The sequence below is a fragment of the Streptomyces sp. NRRL S-495 genome (assembly GCF_000966955.1).
In the GTDB taxonomy this organism is placed as follows: Bacteria; Actinomycetota; Actinomycetes; order Streptomycetales; family Streptomycetaceae; genus Kitasatospora; species Kitasatospora purpeofusca.
The window spans coordinates 1-18527 of the sequence record NZ_JZWY01000512.1; the positions used below are offsets into that span (position 1 = coordinate 1).

Here is an 18527-nt window from a genome sequence, read left to right on the forward strand (position 1 = left end):
GTGCTCCGCTGGGCGGCGACCGGCCGGACCAACCCGGAGATCGCCGCCCAGCTCGGCCTCACCTGCAACACGGTGACGGGCTACCTGAAGAGCACCATGCACAAGCTCGGCGTCCGCAACCGCACCGAACTCGCGCTCGCCGCGCGGGAGTCCGGACTGCTGGACTGAACGAAGCTCAGGGGCCGGTCAGTTGACGCGGCGCTCGCGCCCCGCCCAGTACGGCTCGCGGAGCCGGAACTTCTGCAGCTTCCCGGTGGTCGTCCGCGGCAGCGACTCCCGGAACTCCACCGAGGTGGGCGACTTGTACCCGGCCAGCCGCTGCTTGCAGTGCGCGATGAGGTCCGCCTCGCCGACCTCGCTGCCGGGCTTCAGCACCACCAGGGCCTTGACCGTCTCGCCCCACTTGGCGTCCGGTACGCCGATCACCGCGGCCTCGGCCACCGCCGGGTGGTCGTAGAGGCAGTCCTCCACCTCGATCGAGGAGACGTTCTCCCCGCCGCTGATGATGACGTCCTTCTTCCGGTCCGAGATGGTCAGATAGCCGTCGGTCAGGGTGCCGCCGTCGCCGGTGTGGAACCAGCCGTCCCGGACCGCCTCGGCGGTGGCCTCCGGCTGCTGCCAGTAGCCCTCCAGGACGACGTTGGAGCGGACCAGCACCTCGCCCTGCTCGTCCACCCGCACCTGGTTGCCGAGGGCCGGGGCGCCGGCCTGCACCAGCTTCTCGGCCCGCCGCTCGGCGGGCAGTTCGTCCCACTCGGCGCGGGTGCGGTTGACCGTCACCACCGGCGAGGTCTCGGTCAGGCCGTAGATCTGCATGAACTCCCAGCCGAGTTCGGACTCCATCCGCTGCACCACCGAGGTGGGCGGCGGCGCGCCGGCCACCACCATCCGCACCCGGTCCCGGCCGGGGACCGGCCCCTCCCACTCGGCCGCCGCGTCCAGCACCATCTGCACCACGGCGGGCGCGCCGCACAGGAAGGTCACGCCGTGCCGCTCGACCCGGCGCAGGATCTCCGCGCCGTCGACCTTCCGCAGCACCACGTGCCGGGCGCCCAGCCCGGTGAGCGAGAACGGCAGGCCCCAGCCGTTGGCGTGGAACATCGGCAGGGTGTGCAGGTAGACGTCCCGGTCGCTCGCCCCGAAGTGCAGGGCCATCAGGTTCGCGTTCAGCCAGATGTTGCGGTGGGTGAGCTGAACGCCCTTGGGGCGCGCGGTGGTTCCGCTGGTGTAGTTGACGGTGGCGGTGTCGTTCTCGTCGATCGGGTACCGGCGGGGCTCGTGTTCGAAGTCGTACAGCAGCCGGTCGCTGTCCGCGCCGATCACGAACTTGTGCTTGGCGACCACTCCGGCCAGCGGCTCGGCCAGCTCCGGGTCGACCAGCAGCACCGAGGCGCCGCTCTGTTCGACGATGTACGACACCTCCTCCGCCTTGAGGCGGAAGTTCACCGGCACCAATACCCGGCCGTGCCCGCTGACACCGAACATCGAGGTGAGCAGCCGCGCCGAGTTGTGCGACACGACCGCCACCCGCTCGCCGGGGCCGACCCCGAGCCGGTCCAGCCCGGCCGCCTGCGCCCGGGCCAGCTCGGCCACCCGTCGATAGGTCAGATCGCCCCAGGATTCGGCCGGTTGGGCCGATTCGTCGACGATGCCGACCCGGTCGCCGTAGACCAGCTCGGCCCGGTCGAGGAAGTCCATCACGGAGAGTGGAATCTGCATGCGCCCACTGTCCTCCGCCCACCGCCCCCTGCACACCCCCGATCGGGGGTGTCACCCGGAAGGGGTCGGGACCGCCCCGGTAGCGGCCGCGGCGGCCTCGGCACCGGCGATCGCCGCGGCGAGCCGGTCCCGGGTCTCGGCCTGGGCGGCGATCCGGCGTTCCAGCACCGCCAGCCGGTCCCGGGCGATCCGCAGCGCGCCGGCCGACGGCGGTCCGAACGCCTCCTGGTCCAGGCACCCGAGGAACGGCCGGACGTCCTCCAGGGTGAACCCGGCCTCCAGCAGCGAGCGGATGTTGCGCACCCGGGTCACCGCCGACTCCTCGTACACCCGGTAGCCGTTGGCGGCCCGCCCGGAGCCGATCAGTCCGGCCTGCTCGTAGTGCCGCAGCGCCCGGGCGGTGGTCCCCGTCGCCCGCGCCAGCTCGCCGATCCGCACCCGCGCGGCCCCCGTCCTTCCCCCGGCGCTCATCCGACCACGGCGCCCCCGTCCACCGGCAAGACTACGCCAGTGACGAAGGAGGCCTGCGGCGCGGCGAGTTGGGTGACGGCCCAGGCCACCTCGGCGGCCTCGCCGATCCGGCCCAGCGGGGTGTGCGCGAGCTGCCAGGCCCGCAGCGCCGCCCGCTGCTCGGGGCCGATCCCGGCGTGCTCGGCGATGGGTGTCCCGATCGCGCCGGGCGCCACGGCCACCACCCGGATGCCGCGCGGGGCCAGTTCCACCGCCCAGCTGCGGGTCAGGGTGTCGACGGCGGCCTTGCTCGCGGCGTAGACGGAGTTGCTGGGCCAGCCGCGCAGGCCGACGGCCGTGCTGACGTTGACGATCACGCCCCGGCTGTCGGTGAGCGCGGGCAGCGCGGCCTGGGTCAGCAGGACGGGCGCCGTCAGATTGGTGGCCAGCAGCGCGCCGACGCCCTCCGGGGTGTAGCTGCCGAGCGTCGCGTGCGGGGCGATGCCCGCGTTGTTGACCAGGACGTCCAGTCGGCCGAACCGTTCCAGCGCGGCCCGTACGATCGCCTCCGGGCCGTCCGGCGCCGTGACGTCGGCGACCAGCGGCACGATCCGCCCCGGTGCCCGCTCCGCCGTCCCCGCCAGCGGTTCGGCCCGTCGTCCGACCGCCACCACCCGCGCCCGCGGGTCCTGCTCGGCGAAGGCCCACGCGGTCGCCCGCCCGATCCCGGTCCCCGCGCCGGTGACCACCACCACCCGTCCTCGCTGTGCCACAGCCCCGTCCGTTCCCGTCGTTCCGTTCATGCCCGCAAGCCTGCGACCCTGACGCCGGTGGCAAGGTCAAGCGCCGTTCCGTGAACGGCGGGCTCCTGGCGGTGGGCGTGAGCCGGAGCGGGGGCTTCCTCTTGGTGAGCCGGCGGCGAACAGGGGCCGTGGGGGAGGCGCGGCCTCCGTTCCGCTGCTAGGAAGGGCGGCAGGACCGCAAGGACATCCGCACGGGGAGAAACACCGATGACCGACCACCGTTCCGACGGCCTCTACGACGCGATCGGGGGCCTCGACGCCCTCCGGAGACTGAGCAACACCTTCTACCAGGGCGTGCTCGCCGACCCCCTGCTCGCGCCGGTCTTCGCCGACTTCACGCCCACTCACATCGAGCACGTCGCCGTCTGGCTGGCCGAGATCTTCGACGGGCCGGACCGCTTCACCACCGACCTCGGAGGCCACCAGTCCCTGCTCCGCGCCCACCTCGGCCTCGCCATCACCGAGGAGCAGCGCACCCGGTGGATGGAGCTGATGGCCGAGGCCGTGCACAAGGAGCTCCCCGAGGGCGAACTGCTGCGCCGGCGTGTCCTGGAGTACTTCGACTGGGGCACCCGGATCGCCAAGGACGTCTCGGCCTCGCCGGCCGGCACCGACCTCGGGGACCCGGGCCCCACCCCGCGCTGGGGCTGGGAGGGCCTCAAGTAGGCCCCGGAAGCAGGCTCCCCGGAGCCGGCCGCCGGACACCGCCGGCGGCCGCGAAACCCGGTTGGACGGGACGGGTCCGACGGGTCACAGTGGGCGCATGGCTTCTCTTGTGCAACATGTGACGTTCGACTGCGCCGACCCCCACACCCTCGCGGTGTTCTGGGCGGAGGTGCTGGACGGTGCCCTGGGCGAGGACGACGTCCCCGGTGACCCGGAGATCGAGGTCAACTCGGAGGGCGTCTCCCTGCTCTTCATCCGGGTCGAGGAGGGCAAGGAGGTCAAGAACCGGGTCCACCTCGACCTCGTGCCGAAGGACCGCACCCGGGACGAGGAGGTGGAGCGCCTGATCGCCCTGGGCGCGAAGCCGTTCGAGGACCACCGCCGGCCCGACGGCGCGGGCTGGGTGACCCTCACCGACATCGAGGGCAACGAGCTCTGCGTGGTGCGCAGCGCCGCCGAGCGGGCCGCCACCGCCTGAGCGGCCGACGCAACGGCTATTCGACGGCCGCCCGCCAGGTCCACGAGGTCCGGCGCGGGCGGCCGTCGAGCTCGCCCCGGCCGGTGCACCAGAGCAGTACGTCCACCGGCGCCCCGGCGGGTGCGTCGGGGAAGAGCCGGGCGAGCGTCGCCGCCGCGAGCCGCTCCGGGGGCCGCCAGTCCAGGCCCAGCCCGAGGGTGATGTCATGGGTGTGCAGCAGGGTCTCGGCGACGCCCATCGCGGCGAAACCGGCCGGGTCGCACGGCCCGTAGTGCCAGGCCCGCAGTTCGGGCGGCGCCGCGTCCAGGGCGGTGGCCAGCAGCTGCGCGGCGGCCGTGACCACCGTGAGCACCTCGGCCGGTCCGGCGTCCGGGTGCACCGTGAGGTCCAGCGGCAGATAGCGGTCGGTGGGCCGGGCGGCGAGCTGTCCCGCGTAGGCGAGCAGGTCGTGGGCGATGTGGGCGGCGGTGTCCCGGCAGCTCCACTCCAGTGGCCCGGCGGGCGCGTCCCAGTCCGCGCCGCTTACTGCTGCGGGCCCCAGCACGGCCGTCGCCCCGCCGAGCGCGGCCCGGACGTCGGCGCCGTTCATCCGATGGTCGGTCATCGCCCCACCGTCTCATGCCCCCACTGCCGCCGGGGCCTCACCATCCACCGCCGCACGTGCCTCACCCGCCCCGCGTGTCCACGGGGTCCGCGCCCGCCCCGGGTGCTACTGCTGGCCCCGGACCCCCACCCGGTCGGCGAGGAACTGGTCCGGCCCCGGAGAACAGGCAGGTACCCCATGGCCAGCATCGCCGTGTTCGGCGCCAACGGCACCGTCGGCAGCGCCGTCCTCGCGGAGGCCGCCGCGCGCGGCCACCGGGTGACGGCCGTCGTCCGGGACCCGTCCCGCTTCGACGTCGCCCGTCACGCCGGCCCGGTCCGGCCGGGCGGGGTGACCGTCGTGGCCGGCGACGTGCTCGACCCGGCGGACGTGGCCGGGGTCGCGGCCGGACAGGACGTCCTGGTGAGCGCGGTGGGCGGTGGCGACGGCCCGGGGCACCTGACGCTGATCGGCCCGGCGGCCCGTGCGCTGGTCGAGGGGCTGCGCGAACTCGGCGGCGGGGCACCCCGGTTGATCGTGGTCGGCGGCGCGGGCAGCCTGGAGACCGCGCCCGGCGTCCGGGTCTGGGACGCCCCGGGGCTGCCGGAGCAGGTGCGGCAGATCATGCACGCGCACGGCGAGGCCCTGGACTACCTCCGGACGGTGGCGGACGTGCGCTGGACGGTGCTCAGTCCGGCCGCCCGGCTCGGGCCGGGGGAGCGCACCGGCCGGTACCGCACCGGGTTGGAGCAACTCCTCACCGACGCCCGGGGGGAGAGCCGGATCTCGGTGCCGGACTACGCGCTCGTGCTCGTCGACGAGATCGAGCAGCCCGAGCACATCGGCGAGCGCTTCACCTGCTGCGCCCTGTGACCGGCGCGCGCCCGCGCCCGCGCTTCCCGCCGCGTACCTGGCCGCGCCCGCTCCTGCCCGCGCCCGGCCGGGTCAGCCGACCTGGATCGAGCGCTTCGCCAGGCCCATCCAGAAGCCGTCGATCACGGTGCGCTGGCGGCCCAGTTCACCTTCGGCGGCACCGAGGGTGACGAACAGCGGGGCGAAGTGCTCCGTCCGGGGGTGGGCGAGCCGGCCGGCCGGTGCCTTCTCCTCGAAGTCGAGCAGCGCGTCGAGGTCCTGGGCCTCCAGCGCCCGCCGGCCCCAGTCGTCGAACTCGGCCATCACCGAGGTGATCCGGCCGTCGCGGCTGAGCGCCCGAAGGTTGTGGGTGAAGAAGCCGCTGCCGACGATCAGCACGCCCTCGTCGCGCAGCGGGGCGAGCCGGCGGCCGATCTCCAGCAGCCGCTGCGGGTCGAGGGTCGGCATGGAGACCTGGAGGACGGGGATGTCGGCCTCCGGGAACATCTCCACCAGCGGGACGTAGGCGCCGTGGTCGAGGCCCCGGTCGGGGATGTCCTGGACCGGGGTGCCGGGGGCGCGCAGCAGCTTTCGCACCCGGTCGGCGAGCTCCGGTGCGCCGGGGGCGGCGTACTGGACGCGGTAGTAGTGCTCGGGGAAGCCCCAGAAGTCGTACACGAGTGGCACGGTGGTGACGGCACCGAGTGCGAGCGGGGCCTCCTCCCAGTGCGCGGACACCATCAGGATCGCCCTGGGCCGGGGCAGGTCGGCGGACCAGGCGGCCAGCTGACCGGGCCAGACGGGGTCGTCGGCGAGCGGCGGCGCGCCGTGCGACAGGTAGAGGGCGGGCATGCGGCCGGTTGCGGCGGTACTCATGGCGGTTCTTCTCCTCCGGCCCTCGGGGTGCTCGGGGTGCTCCGTGGAAGGCGGTCCGGGCAGGTAGTTCAAATTTGAACTCTGCACGGATTCGACCGTACACCTTCGTTCGAATTTGAACAATAGGAGTACGATCACCCCATGCCCTCCACCTCGTCCGCACCTTCGGCGCCCCCCTCCGCCGCCTCCCCGTACGAGCCCCGGTGGCTCGACGAGGAGGAGATGGCTGCCTGGCGGAGCTTCGTCACCGCGAGCAACCTCCTCAACCGCCGCCTGGAACGCCAGCTCAAGGAGGATTCCGGTCTCTCCCACACCCAGTACGAGATCCTCGTCCACCTCTCCGCCGCCCCGGCCGGCTCGCTGCGCATGACCGAACTGGCGGACAAGCTCGTCACCTCCAAGAGCGGTCTGACCTACCAGGTCACCCAGTTGGAGAAGATGGGGCTGGTCGGCCGGCGCTCCTGCCCGAGCGATGTGCGCGGCGTCTTCGCCGAACTCACCGAGCAGGGCCGGGAGATGCTGCGGGAGGCCGCCCCCGGCCATGTCGCGCTGGTCCGCGAACTGCTGATCGACGTGCTCAGCCGGGAGCAGCTCGCCGTCCTCGCCGACGGCCTCGGCCAGGTCAGCGCCCGCCTCCGTCTCGACGACGCCCTCTGAGCCGGGCGGCGCTCCCCGGACCGTCCGCGAGTCGTCCGCCCTTCGAGCCGCCGGGTACCGAGGACACCCCCGTCGTCCTCGGTACCCGGCTTCCGCCCGCCCCGTCCCGCCCTGCTCGTGACCGGCTACCCTCAGCCCTCGGCCGGGGCCGCCTCCGTCGCACGGGCGAGCAGCAGCTCCCGCTCCCGTTCGTTACGGGTCAGCCCCGCTGCCCGCTCGAACTCCGCCCGCGCCTCCGCCCCCCGCCCCAGCCGGGCCAGCAGGTCCCCGCGGACGCTGGGCAGCAGGTGGTACCCGCGCAGCGCCGGCTCCTCGGCCAACGCGTCCACCACCTCCAGCGCGACCGCCGGACCCTCGGCCATCGACAGCGCCACGGCCCGGTTGAGCTCGACCACCGGGGACGGGGTCAGCGCCATCAGCCGCCGGTAGAGGGCGGCGATGGTGTGCCAGTCGGTGTCCTCGTAGCGCGGGGCCCGCGCATGGCAGGCGGCGATTGCGGCCTGGACCGAGTACGGGCCGGTGCCCGCCCGCAGCAGGGCGGCGAGCCCGCGCCGGATCAGCAGCCGGTCCCAGCGGGCCCGGTTCTGGTCGGCGAGCAGCACGGGTCGGCCGTCGGGGCCGGTGCGGGCCGCCGTCCGGGAGGCCTGGAGCTCCAGCAGCGCCGCCAGCCCGTGCGCCTCGGGCTCCCCGGGCATCAGCGCGGCCAGGACCCGGGCGAGGCGCAGCGCGTCCTCGCAGAGCGCCGGCCGGAGCAGGTCGTCCCCGGCGGTGGCCGAGTACCCCTCGTTGAAGATCAGATAGATGACCTCCAGGACGGAGGAGAGCCGGGCCGCCCGCTCCGCCCCGTACGGGACCTCGAACGGTATCCGGGCCTGCGCCAGCGTCCGCTTGGCGCGGACGATCCGCTGGGCGACCGTCGGCTCCGAGGAGAGCACGGCCCGGGCGATCTCCGCCGTGGTGAGCCCGCCGAGCAGCCGCAGCGTCAGCGCGATCCGGGCCTCGGCGGACAGCACCGGGTGGCAGACGGTGAAGATCAGCCGCAGCAGGTCGTCGTCGATGTCGTCCGGCCCGGCCGGCTCGGGCGGCGGGACGTCCTCCAGCGCCCGCCCGACCTCGGCGAGCTTGCGGGCGTACGTCTCCCGGCGGCGGACCAGGTCGACCGCGCGGTGCTTGGCGGTGGCCATGAGCCAGGCGCCCGGACGGTCCGGAACGCCCGCGACGGGCCATTGCTCCAGGGCGGCGACCAGCGCGTCCTGCGCCAGCTCCTCGGCGATGCCGACGTCGCGCACGATCCGGGTGACCCCCGCGATGATCCGGGCGGACTCGATCCTGAACACGGCCTCGACCGTCCTGGCCGGGTCCGTCCTGGCCGTGCCCGTCCCGGCCGTGCCTGGCCCGGCGGCGGCTGTCCCGGCGGTCTCCACCGCCGGGGTCTCCGTCGCACCCGCGTCGCGCTCCGTCACGATCACCCATCAGAGCAGCCGCCGCCCGAGGGGGCAAACCGTCTGCCCGTCACGCCTCCGGCGGCGTGGCGGCCTCGTCGATCTGCCGCAGCTCGGCGCCGACCGTCCAGCTCCCCGGGTGGACCTCCAGGAAGCGCCGGGTCCACTCGACGGCCTCGGCCATGTCCTTGCACTGGAGGATCGCGTAGCCGCCCACGACCTCCTTGGTCTCGGTGAACGGTCCGTCGGTGCAGCTCACCTTGCCGCCCTCCCAGAGCAGCCGGGTGCCCTCCTTGGTGGGCAGCAGTCCGGCGGTCTCCAGCATCACCCCGGCCTTGGTGATCTCCGCGAACAGCGCCCCCATCCGCTCCTCGAACGCGGGGTCCATCTCGAAGTTCTGGGACTGCTGCTCGTCGATGCGGATCAGGCTCATGAAGCGCGGCATGGTACTCACTCCTCGTCGGTGCGGGCGGGGCTTCTCCCCGCCGCTCACCCCTGCGTCGAACGGAGGGCGTCCGTTTCGACAGCCGGTCGGGAAATTCTTCCGACGGATTCCGGCCCCGGCCACCGGAGCACCCGGTGTGCCGGTGCGGCGGCGCGGGAAAGCGGCGCCGCGCGGGTGTATCGGACCCGGCCGGGTCTCCGCTACGGTGGCGGCGGATACACCGGTGTATCCGATGCGGTGATGTATCGAGGTGGGGCTGTGGCGACGACGGATGCGGCACCCGGGCCCGGCGGCGTCCGGGTGACCGCGCGCAGGGCGCGGACGAGGGCCCGGCTGCTGGAGGCCGCGTTCGGCGTGTTCGCGGCCAAGGGGTTCGGCCGGGTGTCGATCGAGGAGGTCTGCGAGGCCGCGGGGTACAGCCGGGGAGCGTTCTACTCGAACTTCGACACCCTGGAGGAGCTGTTCTTCGTCCTGTACGAGGAGCGGGCCGAGCTGATCGCCGCCCAGGTCACCGGGGCGCTCGCGGCGGGGGCCGGGGACACCGACGTGGCCTCGCTGGTCGAGCGGGTGACCGGGGTGCTGCTGCTGGAGCGCGACTGGCTGCTGATCAAGACGGACTTCCTCGTCGCCGCCGCCAGGGACCCCCGGACCGCGCGGACGCTGCTGGAGCACCGTCGGCGGCTGCGCGAACTGATCGCCGAACGGCTGGCCGAGGTGGCTGCCGAGCGCCCGCTGCCCGAGGTGCTGGGGGGTGCCGAGGGCGCGGCCCACGCGGTGATCGCCGCCTACGACGGTGTCACCACCCAGCTCCTGCTGGACCGCGACGTCGAGCACGCCCGGGCCTGGCTCCGGCAGCTGCTGCTCGCCCTGCTGTCCGCCGACGGACCCCGCTGACGGGCGCACCCTGCCTTCCCCCTCGCCCTTGTCTTCCCTGTGTCCCCGGCCGGTCCGGCCGGTCGCCCGAAGGATGGAGTGCTGTCATGGACGCCGATGTCATCGTGGTCGGAGCCGGCCTCGCCGGGCTCGTCGCGGCGCGCGAGCTCACCGCGCGGGGCCGACGGGTCGCGCTGCTGGACCAGGAGAGTGCTGCCAACCTCGGCGGCCAGGCCCACTGGTCCTTCGGCGGGCTCTTCCTGGTGGACTCGCCCGAACAGCGGCGCCTCGGCGTGAAGGACTCCGTCGAGCTGGCGTGGAACGACTGGAGCGGCAGCGCCCGCTTCGACCGCCTCGACGACGAGGACTCCTGGGCGGTGCGCTGGGCCCGCGCCTACGTGGACTTCGCCGCCGGGGAGAAGCGCGCCTGGATCACGGAGCGCGGTATCAAACTGACACCGCTGGTGGGCTGGGCCGAGCGCGGCGACCTCCGCGCGGACGGCCACGGCAACTCCGTGCCGCGCTTCCACGTCCCCTGGGGCACCGGCACCGGGGTGGTCGGCCCGTTCGTGCAGGACGCCCGGCAGGCCGCCGCCGCCGGCCTGCTCACCTTCCACCACCGCCACCGGGTCGACGAGTTGGTGGTCCGGGACGGGGCGGTGACGGGCGTGCGGGGCACCCTGCTGGCGGCGGACCCCGCACCGCGCGGCGCCGCCTCCAACCGGGAGCCGGTCGGGGAGTTCCAACTCACCGCCCAGGCCGTGATCGTCACCACCGGCGGCATCGGCGGCGACCACGAACTCGTGCGCCGCCACTGGCCGGAGCGCATGGGCACGCCCCCGAAGAACATGATCACGGGCGTTCCGGCGTACGTGGACGGGCGGATGCTCGACATCAGCGCCGCCGCGGGGGTGCGGCTGGTCAACCGCGACCGCATGTGGCACTACACCGAGGGCATCCGGAACTGGGACCCGATCTGGCCCGGACACGCGATCCGCATCCTCCCGGGCCCGTCGCCGCTGTGGTTCGACGCCCTCGGCCGGCGCCTGCCGGAGCCCTGCCTGCCCGGCTACGACACCCTGGGCACGCTCAGGCACCTCCGCACCACCGAGGACATCGCGCGGTACGACCACTCGTGGTTCGTCCTCACCCAGCGGATGATCGAGAAGGAGTTCGCGCTGTCGGGCTCGGAGCAGAACCCCGACCTCACCAGCGGCGACCGCAAGGCCGTCCTGCGCGAGCGCCTCCTCGGCAGCGGGGCACCCCGGCCGGTGGAGGCGTTCAAGCGGAACGGCGCGGACTTCGTCGTCGCCGCCACCCTGGAGGAGCTGGTGGCGAAGATGAACGGCCTGACCGAGGAGCCGCTGCTCGACCCGGCCGTGCTGAGGGCCCAGATCGAGGCCCGGGACCTCCAGATCGCCAACCCCTTCAGCAAGGACGCCCAGATCCAGGGCATCCGCAACTCCCGCCGCTACCTCGGCGACCGGCTCAGCCGCACCTCCGCCCCGCACCGCGTCCTCGACCCGGCGGCGGGTCCGCTGATCGGCGTCAAGCTGCACGTCCTGACCCGGAAGACCCTCGGCGGCATCCAGACCGACCTCGACTCCCGCGCCCTCGGGCTCGACGGGCGGCCCGTCGACGGCCTGTACGCGGCGGGGGAGGTCGCCGGGTTCGGCGGCGGGGGCGTCCACGGCTACAACGCCCTGGAGGGCACCTTCCTCGGCGGCTGCCTGTTCTCCGGCCGCGCGGCGGGCCGGGCGGCGGCGGAGGCGGTGGCCTGACCGGCCCGACGGGGGCGTGACGACGGGGCGTGGCGACGAGGGCGTGACGACGGGGCGTGGCGACGAGCGCGTGGCGAGGGGGCGTGACGGCAAGGGCGTGACGACGGGGGCGGACCCGGTCGTCGGGCCCGCCCCCGCCGTCACGCCCCGGGCGGTCAGAACATGCGGGCCTGGGTGACCTGGTTCAGGTGGATCAGGACGTCATAGGCCCGGCCGATCGCCAACTGCGGCTGGGGGTCGGTGCGGTAGACCGACCCGGCCTCGTAGGTGGGGCGGGAGACGTTCAGCCAGTCGCGGGCCGCCCGGGGGGCGGTGCGCAGATCGACGTAGTAGTCCCGGTAGCGGACCCGGTCGAGGGTGTGCTCGTTCATGTCCGGCGTGGCCGGCGGGACGGTGACGGTCTTCCAGGCGTCGGTCAGGATCCCGTCGTTGGTGAGGAAGGAGCCGCCGTCGAAGGTGAAGCCGATGGCCACGTAGTCGCGGCCGTAGGTGTCCCGCAGGTGGGACCCCTGCGGCTCGGGGTAGAGGAAGGTGTCGGTGGCCAGGTAGCCGGCGTGCCCGTTGTGCGCCGAGAGCAGCACCTTGCCACCGGTCCGGCGCTCCCACCAGGCGGTGTTGTCCGCCATCGCCCGGTCGCGCAGCTGCTCCGCGGCGGAGACGGAGGCCGGGTCGGCGAGGTCCAGTGCGGCGAAGTCGAAGGTGTCGGCGATGTTCCTGGCGTGCTGCACGGCCCACGCGTGGGCGTCCCCGCCGGTACCGCTCGCGGTGACCAGGTCGAGGGCCTGCCGCGCCTTGGCGGCGTTCTCCCGGCGCTCGGCGACCGGCTTCTTCAGGTACGCCATGGTGTCGTCGAACGGCCGCAGCCCGGCGTAGAGCCCGTCGAGCTGCGGGAGCGCGTCCGGCCGGGCCTCGCGCAGGTAGGAGGCGACCCGTTCGAAGATCCGGTCGCCGAGCCTCGGGGCGCCGATGTCGTCGCCCAGGAAGTGGACCGGGTTCCGCGGGTGGCTCCGGTTGTAGGAGCGCATCCAGGCGATCAGGTCGGCGAACTCCTCACGGTCCCACGGGCTGCCGCCCAGGGCGTCCTTGACCACCTGCCGCGCGTCGCCCGGGCCGCCCTGGATGTACTCCTCGACCTGCAGACCGCTGCTCCAGCTGGTCTCCAGGGCGAAGGTGGTGAAGCCCTTCTCCTCGACGAGGTAGCGGAACAGCCGCTGCTTCATCGCGAAGAACTCGTGCGAACCGTGGGTGGCCTCGCCGAGGCCGACCACCCGGGCGTCGCCGATCATCGCGCCCAGGGCCCGCAGATCCGCGGTGCGGCCGCCCGGTTCGGTGGTCCGCAGCGGCTGGGCGACGCCCTCCAGCGCCCGCACCACGGCGGAGCGCTGGGCCTGCGCCGGGTCCGCGGCCGTGGCGGCGGCCGCCGCCGGGGTCACCGGCGCGGCAACCGCCGCCACGGGGCCAGCACCGCCGCCGCGGCCAGTGCCGCCGTCGCCGCCAGCAGCCCGCGCCGCCCGATCCGCTTGTTGCCTGCCATCGTTGTGATCACTCCTCAACCCGACGGAACGCCGATGACCTCGGCGTTCGATGAGTTGATCTTCGCCGCGACGGGCCCTCCGGCGCGCTGGGGAGGGCCGCCGTCCTTGCTGGGGGAAACGCCNNTCCGTTACCCGGGCGCGCGGCACCGGGCGACGGGGAGGCGACGGGGGCGACGCGTTACGGGTGGCCGTGCCGCACGTCGGCGTTCTTCTCCGGGCGCAGCTCGGCCGCCAGTGGTTCGGCCTTGGCCCGCTTCACCGCGAGGGCGCGGGCCAGGTCGAACGCCGCCACCGGGTCGTGCTGCTTGCGCCACGGCTGCGCCCCGCACCAGGGGCCGATCGCCCGGAACTGCTCCAGCGCCACCTCGTACGACTCCACCTCGCCGGCGAAGTGCGCCAGCAGGTGCCGCAGCTGCGGCATCCGCTCGTCGTCCGGACGGACCCGGCGCAGCTGGGCGGCGAGGTTGTCGATCCGCCACCTGGTCCGGTCCGCGGCCAGCGTGCCGGTGATGCTGCGGCGCTCCTCCAACTCGGCGAGCGCGTGCAGGTAGATCCCGCCCAGCGGGCTCCCGGGCGGGGCCGAGTCCATGGTGCGCTCGGCGAAGGCCATCATCTTGTCGTTCGACCCGAACCACTTGGCGCACCAGTACTGCATGGCCTGCCAGTGGCCGTCGTAGTGGTACCAGGCGCGCTTCAGCAGCTCGTCCCACGCCTCCTGGAACTGCTCCGGGGTGAACTGCGCCCCGCGCGCCGCCGTCACGATCACCACCCACGGGCCGGGGTTCGCCGGATCCAGCAGCGCGGCCCGGCGGGCGGCCTCGATCGCGGCCGGCAGCAGCTCGATGAAGCTGTTGATCGCGTCGTCACCGACCTCGTCCCGGTAGCCGGAGCCGCGCACCTCCCAGGCGCGGTGCACCATCAGCTTGGCCTCCAGGGTGGCGGCGTCGCAGTCGCCCGGCTCGGCGGCGCGCCAGGCGGTCAGCCAGCCGTCCCCCTCGGCCGCGACCGCCGCCAGCAGGCCGAGCCGGGACCAGCGCTCGTCCCAGTGGTCCCCGGCCTCGGCGACGTACGCGGCCGCCGGGCGCCAGTCCCCGGCCCAGGCGGCCTCGGCGATCGCCTGCGAGCGCTCGCGCTGCTCCAGCGGGGTCGGCGGGCCGGACCGGGTCGGGTCGAGCCGCTCGCGCGGCGGCATGCCGTACGCCGCCGGGTCGAAGCCCTCCCGGGCCCACTTCAGATGGTTGCGCCGCCGGAGGAAGCGGTAGACGAGGTAGGCCACGAAGGCCAGGAGGATGATCAGCAGACGTATCACGAGGGCGAATCATGGCTGGTGGGACGGGGTGCGTGCAAAGCGATAACGGCTCGCCGAATGCGGCGTTCCATGGAAGCATCCGCTGTTATGGGGACGAATCTGCACGGCGCGCACGTCACACTCCGCCCGGCCTCGGCCGAGGACATCCCGGCCCTGGTCGCCATCCGCCGCACCCCCGAGGTCTACGCCCGCTGGCGCGGTGGTGACGACCTCACCGACGCCGTCACCACCGACCTCGCCGAGCCCGGCACCGAGACCTTCGTGATCGAGGTCGGGGGCCGGGTCGTCGGCGCGGTCCAGTGGTACGCCGAGAACGACGACGAGTACCGCCACGCCGGGATGGACATCTACCTCGACCCGGCCCACCACGGCCGCGGCCACGGCACCGACGCCGTCCGCACGCTGGCCCGCCACCTCGTCGACGACCACCACTACCACCGGCTGATCATCGACCCGGCGGCGGACAACGCGGCGGCGATCCGCTGCTACGAGAAGGTCGGCTTCCGTCCGGTGGGGGTGATGCGCCAGTACGAGCGCGGCTCCGACGGCACCTGGCACGACAATCTGCTGATGGACCTGCTGGCCGCCGAACTCGTCTGATCCGCGGCGGCGCTCGCCGCCGGTGCGCCCCGGTGGGCAGTGCCCCGGTGGGGAGTGGTCCGGCGGGTCAGTGGTCCGCGCGCAGCGGCTCGCCGGTGCGGTGGAGGTGGGTGAAGATCTCCCGGTAGGAGCGGAGCAGCCCGGTCTCGTAGTACGGGATGCCCTTCTCCGCGCAGAACCGGCGGGTGATCCGGGCGGCCCGGGGGAGGGCGGGGGTCGGCATGCTGGGGAGGAGGTGGTGCTCGATCTGGTAGTTGAGGCCACCCATCAGGGTGTCGAGCACCGGGTTGCCGCGGACGTTGCGCGAGGTCAGCACCTGGCGGCGGAGGAAGTCCAGCCGCATCTCCGGGGTCACCATCAGCATGCCCTTGTGGTTGGGCGCGAAGACGCAGCCCAGGAGGATGCCCAGCAACGCCTGGTGGACGGCGAGGAAGGCGATCGCCTTTCCGGCGGGGAGGGCGGCGAGGACGACCCCGAGGTAGGCCGCGAAGTGGAGGACCAGCAGGGAGCCCTCCAGTCGGGGGCGCTTCATGCCGGGGCTGCGCAGCGCGCGGAAGCTGTTCCAGCTGAGGTTGAGGCCCTCCAGGCACAGCAGCGGGACGAAGAGGTAGGCCAGTCGGCGGCCGATGAACCGGGCGGCCCCGCGTGACTCCCGGGCCTGCTGCTGGGACCACACCACGATGTCGGGGGAGACGTCCGGGTCCCGGCCCTCGTGGTTGGGGTTGGCGTGGTGGCGGGTGTGCTTGCTCATCCACCAGCCGTAGCTCATACCCATCAGCAGGTTGGCGACGATCCGCCCGCCGGTCTCGCTCGCCCGGCGCCCGGTGAATACTTGACGGTGCGCCAGGTCGTGGGCGAGCAGCCCGAGTTGGGTGAACACGACGGACATGCCGGCGGCCAGGGCGAGTTGCAGCCAGGTGTCGCCCAGGGCGAACAGGGCGTACCAGCCGCCGGCGAACGCCGCGAGGGTGAGACCGATGCGCGCGGTGTAGTAACCGGGGCGCCGGTCGAGCAGTCCCTCCTCGGTGATCCGGCGGGCCAGCTGGGCGAAGTCGCTGCCCTCCCGCTCCCGCCCGGCCGTGGTGGCGCTGGTGACCGTAGTGACTGGTGCGGGCGGGGCAAGCGTCGTGGGCTCTGGGCTCATGGCAGGAAGTCTGGTGCCCGGCCCGGGGTCGGAGAACCGGACAAGCCCCCTTTCCGGTAGGGGGGTTGACCCCCGGTTCGGGGGCGGGAAAGCCCCCGCCCGGCGGCGGTCGGGGTTGACGGCTGCCGCGGGGTTCCACCACCCTTTCACTAATTGAGTAGTGAAAGGGTGGTTTACTCATGTGGATGCTCCATGTCCTCCGGCGGCCCCGGCCGCTGTCCTGGGGGCTGGCCGGGCTGTTCGCCGCGCTCTACGCCTGCGTCGCCGTCAACCGGCACCGGCGGATGCTGACCCAGGCCTACGACCTGGGCATCTTCGAGCAGGCGGTGCGCGCCTACGCCCATGGGGAGGCGCCGGTGGTGCTGCTCAAGGGCCCCGGCTACCAGCTGCTCGGCGACCACTTCCACCCGCTGCTCGCCACTCTCGCCCCGCTGTACCGGCTGTCCCCGAGTGCCGTCACGCTGCTGCTGGCGCAGGCGGTGCTGATGGCGCTGGCCGTCGTACCGCTCGCCCGGTGGGCCTTCGAGGTGGGCGGCCCGAGGCTGGCCGTGCTGGTCGGCGTGCTGACCGGGGCCTCCTGGGGGATCGTCGAGGCGGTGGCCGACGACTTCCACGAGATCGCGTTCGCGGTGCCGCTGCTGGCCTTCGCCGCCACCGCGCTCGGCCGGGGCTGGCCGGTCGCGGCGGTGCTCTGGGCCCTGCCGCTGGTCCTGGTCAAGGAGGACCTCGGGCTCACCGTGGCCGCGGTCGGCGCACTGGTCTTCGTCCGGGCGGGGAAGGGCAGCGGGACCAGGGCGCTGGGCTTCGGGGCGGCGGTGTTCGGGCTCGCGGCGACCGCGCTGACCGTGCTGGTGGTGCTGCCGTCGTTCAATCCGGACGGGGGCTTCGACTACTGGGGCCAGATGGGTACGCGGGAGGCGGCGGGCGCGCCCTGGGAGGTCGCGGGGCGGCTGGTCTGGCCGCCGCTGAAGTGGCTGCTGCTCGGGCTGGCGGCCGCGACAGCCGGCTTCCTGGGGCTTCGGTCGCCGCTGGTCCTGCTCTGCGTGCCCACCCTGGGCTGGCGGCTGGCCGCCGACAACTCGCACTACTGGGGTGTGAGTTACCACTACAGTGCGGTGCTGATGCCGCTGCTGATGGCGGCTCTGGTGGATGCCGTGCGGCGGACCGGAGCCTTCGCGGGGCCGGACCGGGTGCTCACGAGGGGCCGGGAGGCCGGGCCGGACCGGACGGCCGTCCGCCGGGCTCGTCGCGCACTGGCGGTGGCCGGCCTGGTCGCCCTGGTGACACTGCCGGTCTACCCGCTGCACGAACTCGTCGCTCCCGGGGCCTGGGGGACCTCGCCCCGACTGGAGCGGGCCCGCGCGATGCTCGCCCGGATACCCGACGGTGCCACCGTCGCCGCCTCCAACCGCCTCGCCGCGCAACTGGCCGGGCGGACCACGGTCGGCCTGGTGTGCCGCGAGCCGTCGCCACCGCTTGTCGAATCACCGTCGGCCGGGACGCTCTCGATCGGGGCGCCGTCGGCCGGGACGCTCTCGGTCGGGACGCTTTCGGCCGGGGCTCCGTCGGCCGGGACGCTTTCGGCCGGAGCGGTGCGGGGAGGCCCGGAGTGGGTGGTCGTCGACCTGGCCGATCCGAGCGTGCAGGCGCCCTGTGCGATCGCCGACACCCTCCGGATGCTCGACCGCTACGAGCGGCTCGGCTACCGCCGGGTCGTGGACGACGGTGACCTGCGGCTGCTCGGTCGTCCGTAGGACTTCCCGCACGTTCTCCCGGGTGGGTCGGACTTGACCGCGGCGCAGTGGTCCGCCACCATTCCACCAATAAACTAGTGAAAGGGTGATGAGGGTGTGATCGAGTACCGCATCGAGCGGCGCAGCGGAGTCTCCACCTACCAGCAGATCGTGCAGCAGACCAAGCAGGCGCTGCGACTCGGTGTGCTGCAGCCCGGGGACAAGCTGCCGACCGCGCGGGAGGTGGTCGAACAGACCGCGATCAACCCGAACACCGTGCTGAAGGCCTATCGCGAACTCGAACGCGAGGGGCTGGTCGAGCCCCGGCCCGGCCTCGGCACCTTCGTCCGGCGTTCGCTCGCCCGGCCCGAGGCGGCCGCCGACGGACCGCTGCGCGCGGGGCTGGTGGAGTGGGTCGACGAGGGCCCGCGCGGTCGGACTCGACCGCGAGGACATCTCCGCGCTGATGGCCTCCGTGCTGGAGCAGCGCTTCGAGACCGGCGTCACCGGGAGCACCGGTGGTGCGGGAAGTACCGGTAGCGCCGGGAGCACCGGGCCGGCGGATCCGGCCGCGTAGAACA

20 protein-coding genes and 1 pseudogene are annotated in these 18527 nt (G+C 73.7%); 10 read left to right on the plus strand and 11 right to left on the minus strand.

Features of this window, described 5'->3' with window-relative positions:
• Complete coding sequence (locus tag VR45_RS50640) at positions 1–168, plus strand: response regulator transcription factor (RefSeq protein WP_078896817.1); 168 nt, start codon at positions 1–3, stop codon at positions 166–168.
• 18 nt (positions 169–186) lie between these two features.
• Here VR45_RS50640 and VR45_RS25325 read toward each other — a convergent pair whose 3' ends face one another.
• From VR45_RS25325 to VR45_RS25335, 3 genes are read right to left on the minus strand one after another with little or no spacing between them, the layout of a single operon-like run.
• Positions 187–1719 carry an AMP-binding protein gene (locus VR45_RS25325; RefSeq protein ID WP_045942145.1) on the minus strand — a complete coding sequence of 511 codons (1533 nt, stop codon included), beginning with the start codon at positions 1717–1719 and terminating at the stop codon, positions 187–189.
• Between the two features lie 51 nt (positions 1720–1770).
• Positions 1771–2157 (minus strand): MerR family transcriptional regulator, encoded by a 387-nt coding sequence (locus VR45_RS25330; protein WP_045942146.1) that lies wholly within the window; start codon positions 2155–2157, stop codon positions 1771–1773.
• Positions 2158–2186: 29 nt separating this feature from the next.
• Complete coding sequence (locus VR45_RS25335; protein ID WP_045942147.1) at positions 2187–2972, minus strand: SDR family oxidoreductase; 786 nt, start codon at positions 2970–2972, stop codon at positions 2187–2189.
• Between the two features lie 207 nt (positions 2973–3179).
• Here VR45_RS25335 and VR45_RS25340 point away from each other — a divergent pair, with 207 nt between their 5' ends.
• Together VR45_RS25340 and VR45_RS25345 are read left to right on the plus strand one after the other, a co-directional pair.
• Complete coding sequence (locus VR45_RS25340) at positions 3180–3638, plus strand: group II truncated hemoglobin (RefSeq protein WP_045942148.1); 459 nt, start codon at positions 3180–3182, stop codon at positions 3636–3638.
• A gap of 97 nt (positions 3639–3735) precedes the next feature.
• On the plus strand, positions 3736–4116 hold the full coding sequence (locus tag VR45_RS25345; protein ID WP_045942149.1) for a VOC family protein: 381 nt from the start codon (positions 3736–3738) through the stop codon (positions 4114–4116).
• A gap of 16 nt (positions 4117–4132) precedes the next feature.
• On the opposite strand, the gene VR45_RS25350 is transcribed toward VR45_RS25345, so the two are convergent.
• Positions 4133–4720 (minus strand): maleylpyruvate isomerase N-terminal domain-containing protein, encoded by a 588-nt coding sequence (locus tag VR45_RS25350; RefSeq protein WP_234326137.1) that lies wholly within the window; start codon positions 4718–4720, stop codon positions 4133–4135.
• A 177-nt stretch (positions 4721–4897) separates the two neighbouring features.
• Here VR45_RS25350 and VR45_RS25355 point away from each other — a divergent pair, with 177 nt between their 5' ends.
• Entirely contained in the window at positions 4898–5572 is a 675-nt protein-coding gene (locus tag VR45_RS25355) for an NAD(P)H-binding protein (protein WP_045942150.1), read from the plus strand.
• Between the two features lie 72 nt (positions 5573–5644).
• Here VR45_RS25355 and VR45_RS25360 read toward each other — a convergent pair whose 3' ends face one another.
• Positions 5645–6427, minus strand: a complete 783-nt coding sequence (locus VR45_RS25360) for a class III extradiol ring-cleavage dioxygenase (protein WP_045942151.1) — start codon at positions 6425–6427, stop codon at positions 5645–5647.
• A 141-nt stretch (positions 6428–6568) separates the two neighbouring features.
• Between VR45_RS25360 and VR45_RS25365 the strand changes: the two genes are divergently transcribed.
• Positions 6569–7084: a MarR family transcriptional regulator gene (locus VR45_RS25365; protein WP_045942152.1), complete on the plus strand. Its 516-nt coding sequence runs from the start codon at positions 6569–6571 to the stop codon at positions 7082–7084.
• Positions 7085–7215: 131 nt separating this feature from the next.
• Here the strand turns inward: VR45_RS25365 and VR45_RS25370 are convergent, their stop codons facing one another.
• Positions 7216–8421 carry a DUF6596 domain-containing protein gene (locus VR45_RS25370; protein WP_045942170.1) on the minus strand — a complete coding sequence of 402 codons (1206 nt, stop codon included), beginning with the start codon at positions 8419–8421 and terminating at the stop codon, positions 7216–7218.
• 175 nt (positions 8422–8596) lie between these two features.
• Positions 8597–8971: a YciI family protein gene (locus VR45_RS25375; protein WP_045942153.1), complete on the minus strand. Its 375-nt coding sequence runs from the start codon at positions 8969–8971 to the stop codon at positions 8597–8599.
• A 258-nt stretch (positions 8972–9229) separates the two neighbouring features.
• Here VR45_RS25375 and VR45_RS25380 point away from each other — a divergent pair, with 258 nt between their 5' ends.
• Positions 9230–9865, plus strand: coding sequence for a TetR/AcrR family transcriptional regulator (locus VR45_RS25380; protein WP_234326139.1), 636 nt, complete (start codon positions 9230–9232; stop codon positions 9863–9865).
• A gap of 86 nt (positions 9866–9951) precedes the next feature.
• Positions 9952–11625, plus strand: a complete 1674-nt coding sequence (locus VR45_RS25385) for an FAD-binding dehydrogenase (RefSeq protein WP_045942155.1) — start codon at positions 9952–9954, stop codon at positions 11623–11625.
• 155 nt (positions 11626–11780) lie between these two features.
• On the opposite strand, the gene VR45_RS25390 is transcribed toward VR45_RS25385, so the two are convergent.
• The 3 genes from VR45_RS25390 to VR45_RS25395 form a co-directional block, all read right to left on the minus strand.
• Complete coding sequence (locus VR45_RS25390; RefSeq protein WP_159394349.1) at positions 11781–13079, minus strand: erythromycin esterase family protein; 1299 nt, start codon at positions 13077–13079, stop codon at positions 11781–11783.
• Positions 13055–13159, minus strand: a complete 105-nt coding sequence (locus VR45_RS49000) for a twin-arginine translocation signal domain-containing protein (protein WP_159394350.1) — start codon at positions 13157–13159, stop codon at positions 13055–13057. The genes VR45_RS25390 and VR45_RS49000 overlap by 25 nt, the downstream gene beginning before the upstream one ends.
• Positions 13160–13338: 179 nt before the next feature.
• Entirely contained in the window at positions 13339–14469 is a 1131-nt protein-coding gene (locus VR45_RS25395; RefSeq protein ID WP_052709361.1) for a hypothetical protein, read from the minus strand.
• Between the two features lie 87 nt (positions 14470–14556).
• Here VR45_RS25395 and VR45_RS25400 point away from each other — a divergent pair, with 87 nt between their 5' ends.
• Positions 14557–15069 carry a GNAT family protein gene (locus tag VR45_RS25400; protein ID WP_045942156.1) on the plus strand — a complete coding sequence of 171 codons (513 nt, stop codon included), beginning with the start codon at positions 14557–14559 and terminating at the stop codon, positions 15067–15069.
• Positions 15070–15136: 67 nt separating this feature from the next.
• Here the strand turns inward: VR45_RS25400 and VR45_RS25405 are convergent, their stop codons facing one another.
• Complete coding sequence (locus VR45_RS25405; RefSeq protein WP_045942157.1) at positions 15137–16213, minus strand: acyl-CoA desaturase; 1077 nt, start codon at positions 16211–16213, stop codon at positions 15137–15139.
• A 185-nt stretch (positions 16214–16398) separates the two neighbouring features.
• Between VR45_RS25405 and VR45_RS25410 the strand changes: the two genes are divergently transcribed.
• Both VR45_RS25410 and VR45_RS25415 read left to right on the plus strand, forming a co-directional pair.
• Positions 16399–17967: a DUF2079 domain-containing protein gene (locus VR45_RS25410; protein ID WP_234326141.1), complete on the plus strand. Its 1569-nt coding sequence runs from the start codon at positions 16399–16401 to the stop codon at positions 17965–17967.
• A 96-nt stretch (positions 17968–18063) separates the two neighbouring features.
• Positions 18064–18523: pseudogene (locus tag VR45_RS25415) on the plus strand (GntR family transcriptional regulator).
• Positions 18524–18527: the final 4 nt, after the last annotated feature.

Bases quoted from the DNA above. Each gene is read 5' to 3' on its own strand.
- VR45_RS25325 (WP_045942145.1), bottom strand. From the start codon at position 1,719: ATGCAGATTCCACTCTCCGTGATGGACTTCCTCGACCGGGCCGAGCTG.
- VR45_RS25335 (WP_045942147.1), bottom strand. From the start codon at position 2,972: ATGAACGGAACGACGGGAACGGACGGGGCTGTGGCACAGCGAGGACGG.
- VR45_RS25340 (WP_045942148.1), top strand. From the start codon at position 3,180: ATGACCGACCACCGTTCCGACGGCCTCTACGACGCGATCGGGGGCCTC.
- VR45_RS25345 (WP_045942149.1), top strand. From the start codon at position 3,736: ATGGCTTCTCTTGTGCAACATGTGACGTTCGACTGCGCCGACCCCCAC.
- VR45_RS25350 (WP_234326137.1), bottom strand. From the start codon at position 4,720: ATGACCGACCATCGGATGAACGGCGCCGACGTCCGGGCCGCGCTCGGC.
- VR45_RS25355 (WP_045942150.1), top strand. From the start codon at position 4,898: ATGGCCAGCATCGCCGTGTTCGGCGCCAACGGCACCGTCGGCAGCGCC.
- VR45_RS25360 (WP_045942151.1), bottom strand. From the start codon at position 6,427: ATGAGTACCGCCGCAACCGGCCGCATGCCCGCCCTCTACCTGTCGCAC.
- VR45_RS25365 (WP_045942152.1), top strand. From the start codon at position 6,569: ATGCCCTCCACCTCGTCCGCACCTTCGGCGCCCCCCTCCGCCGCCTCC.
- VR45_RS25375 (WP_045942153.1), bottom strand. From the start codon at position 8,971: ATGCCGCGCTTCATGAGCCTGATCCGCATCGACGAGCAGCAGTCCCAG.
- VR45_RS25385 (WP_045942155.1), top strand. From the start codon at position 9,952: ATGGACGCCGATGTCATCGTGGTCGGAGCCGGCCTCGCCGGGCTCGTC.
- VR45_RS49000 (WP_159394350.1), bottom strand. From the start codon at position 13,159: ATGGCAGGCAACAAGCGGATCGGGCGGCGCGGGCTGCTGGCGGCGACG.
- VR45_RS25400 (WP_045942156.1), top strand. From the start codon at position 14,557: ATGGGGACGAATCTGCACGGCGCGCACGTCACACTCCGCCCGGCCTCG.
- VR45_RS25405 (WP_045942157.1), bottom strand. From the start codon at position 16,213: ATGAGCCCAGAGCCCACGACGCTTGCCCCGCCCGCACCAGTCACTACG.
- VR45_RS25410 (WP_234326141.1), top strand. From the start codon at position 16,399: ATGCTCCATGTCCTCCGGCGGCCCCGGCCGCTGTCCTGGGGGCTGGCC.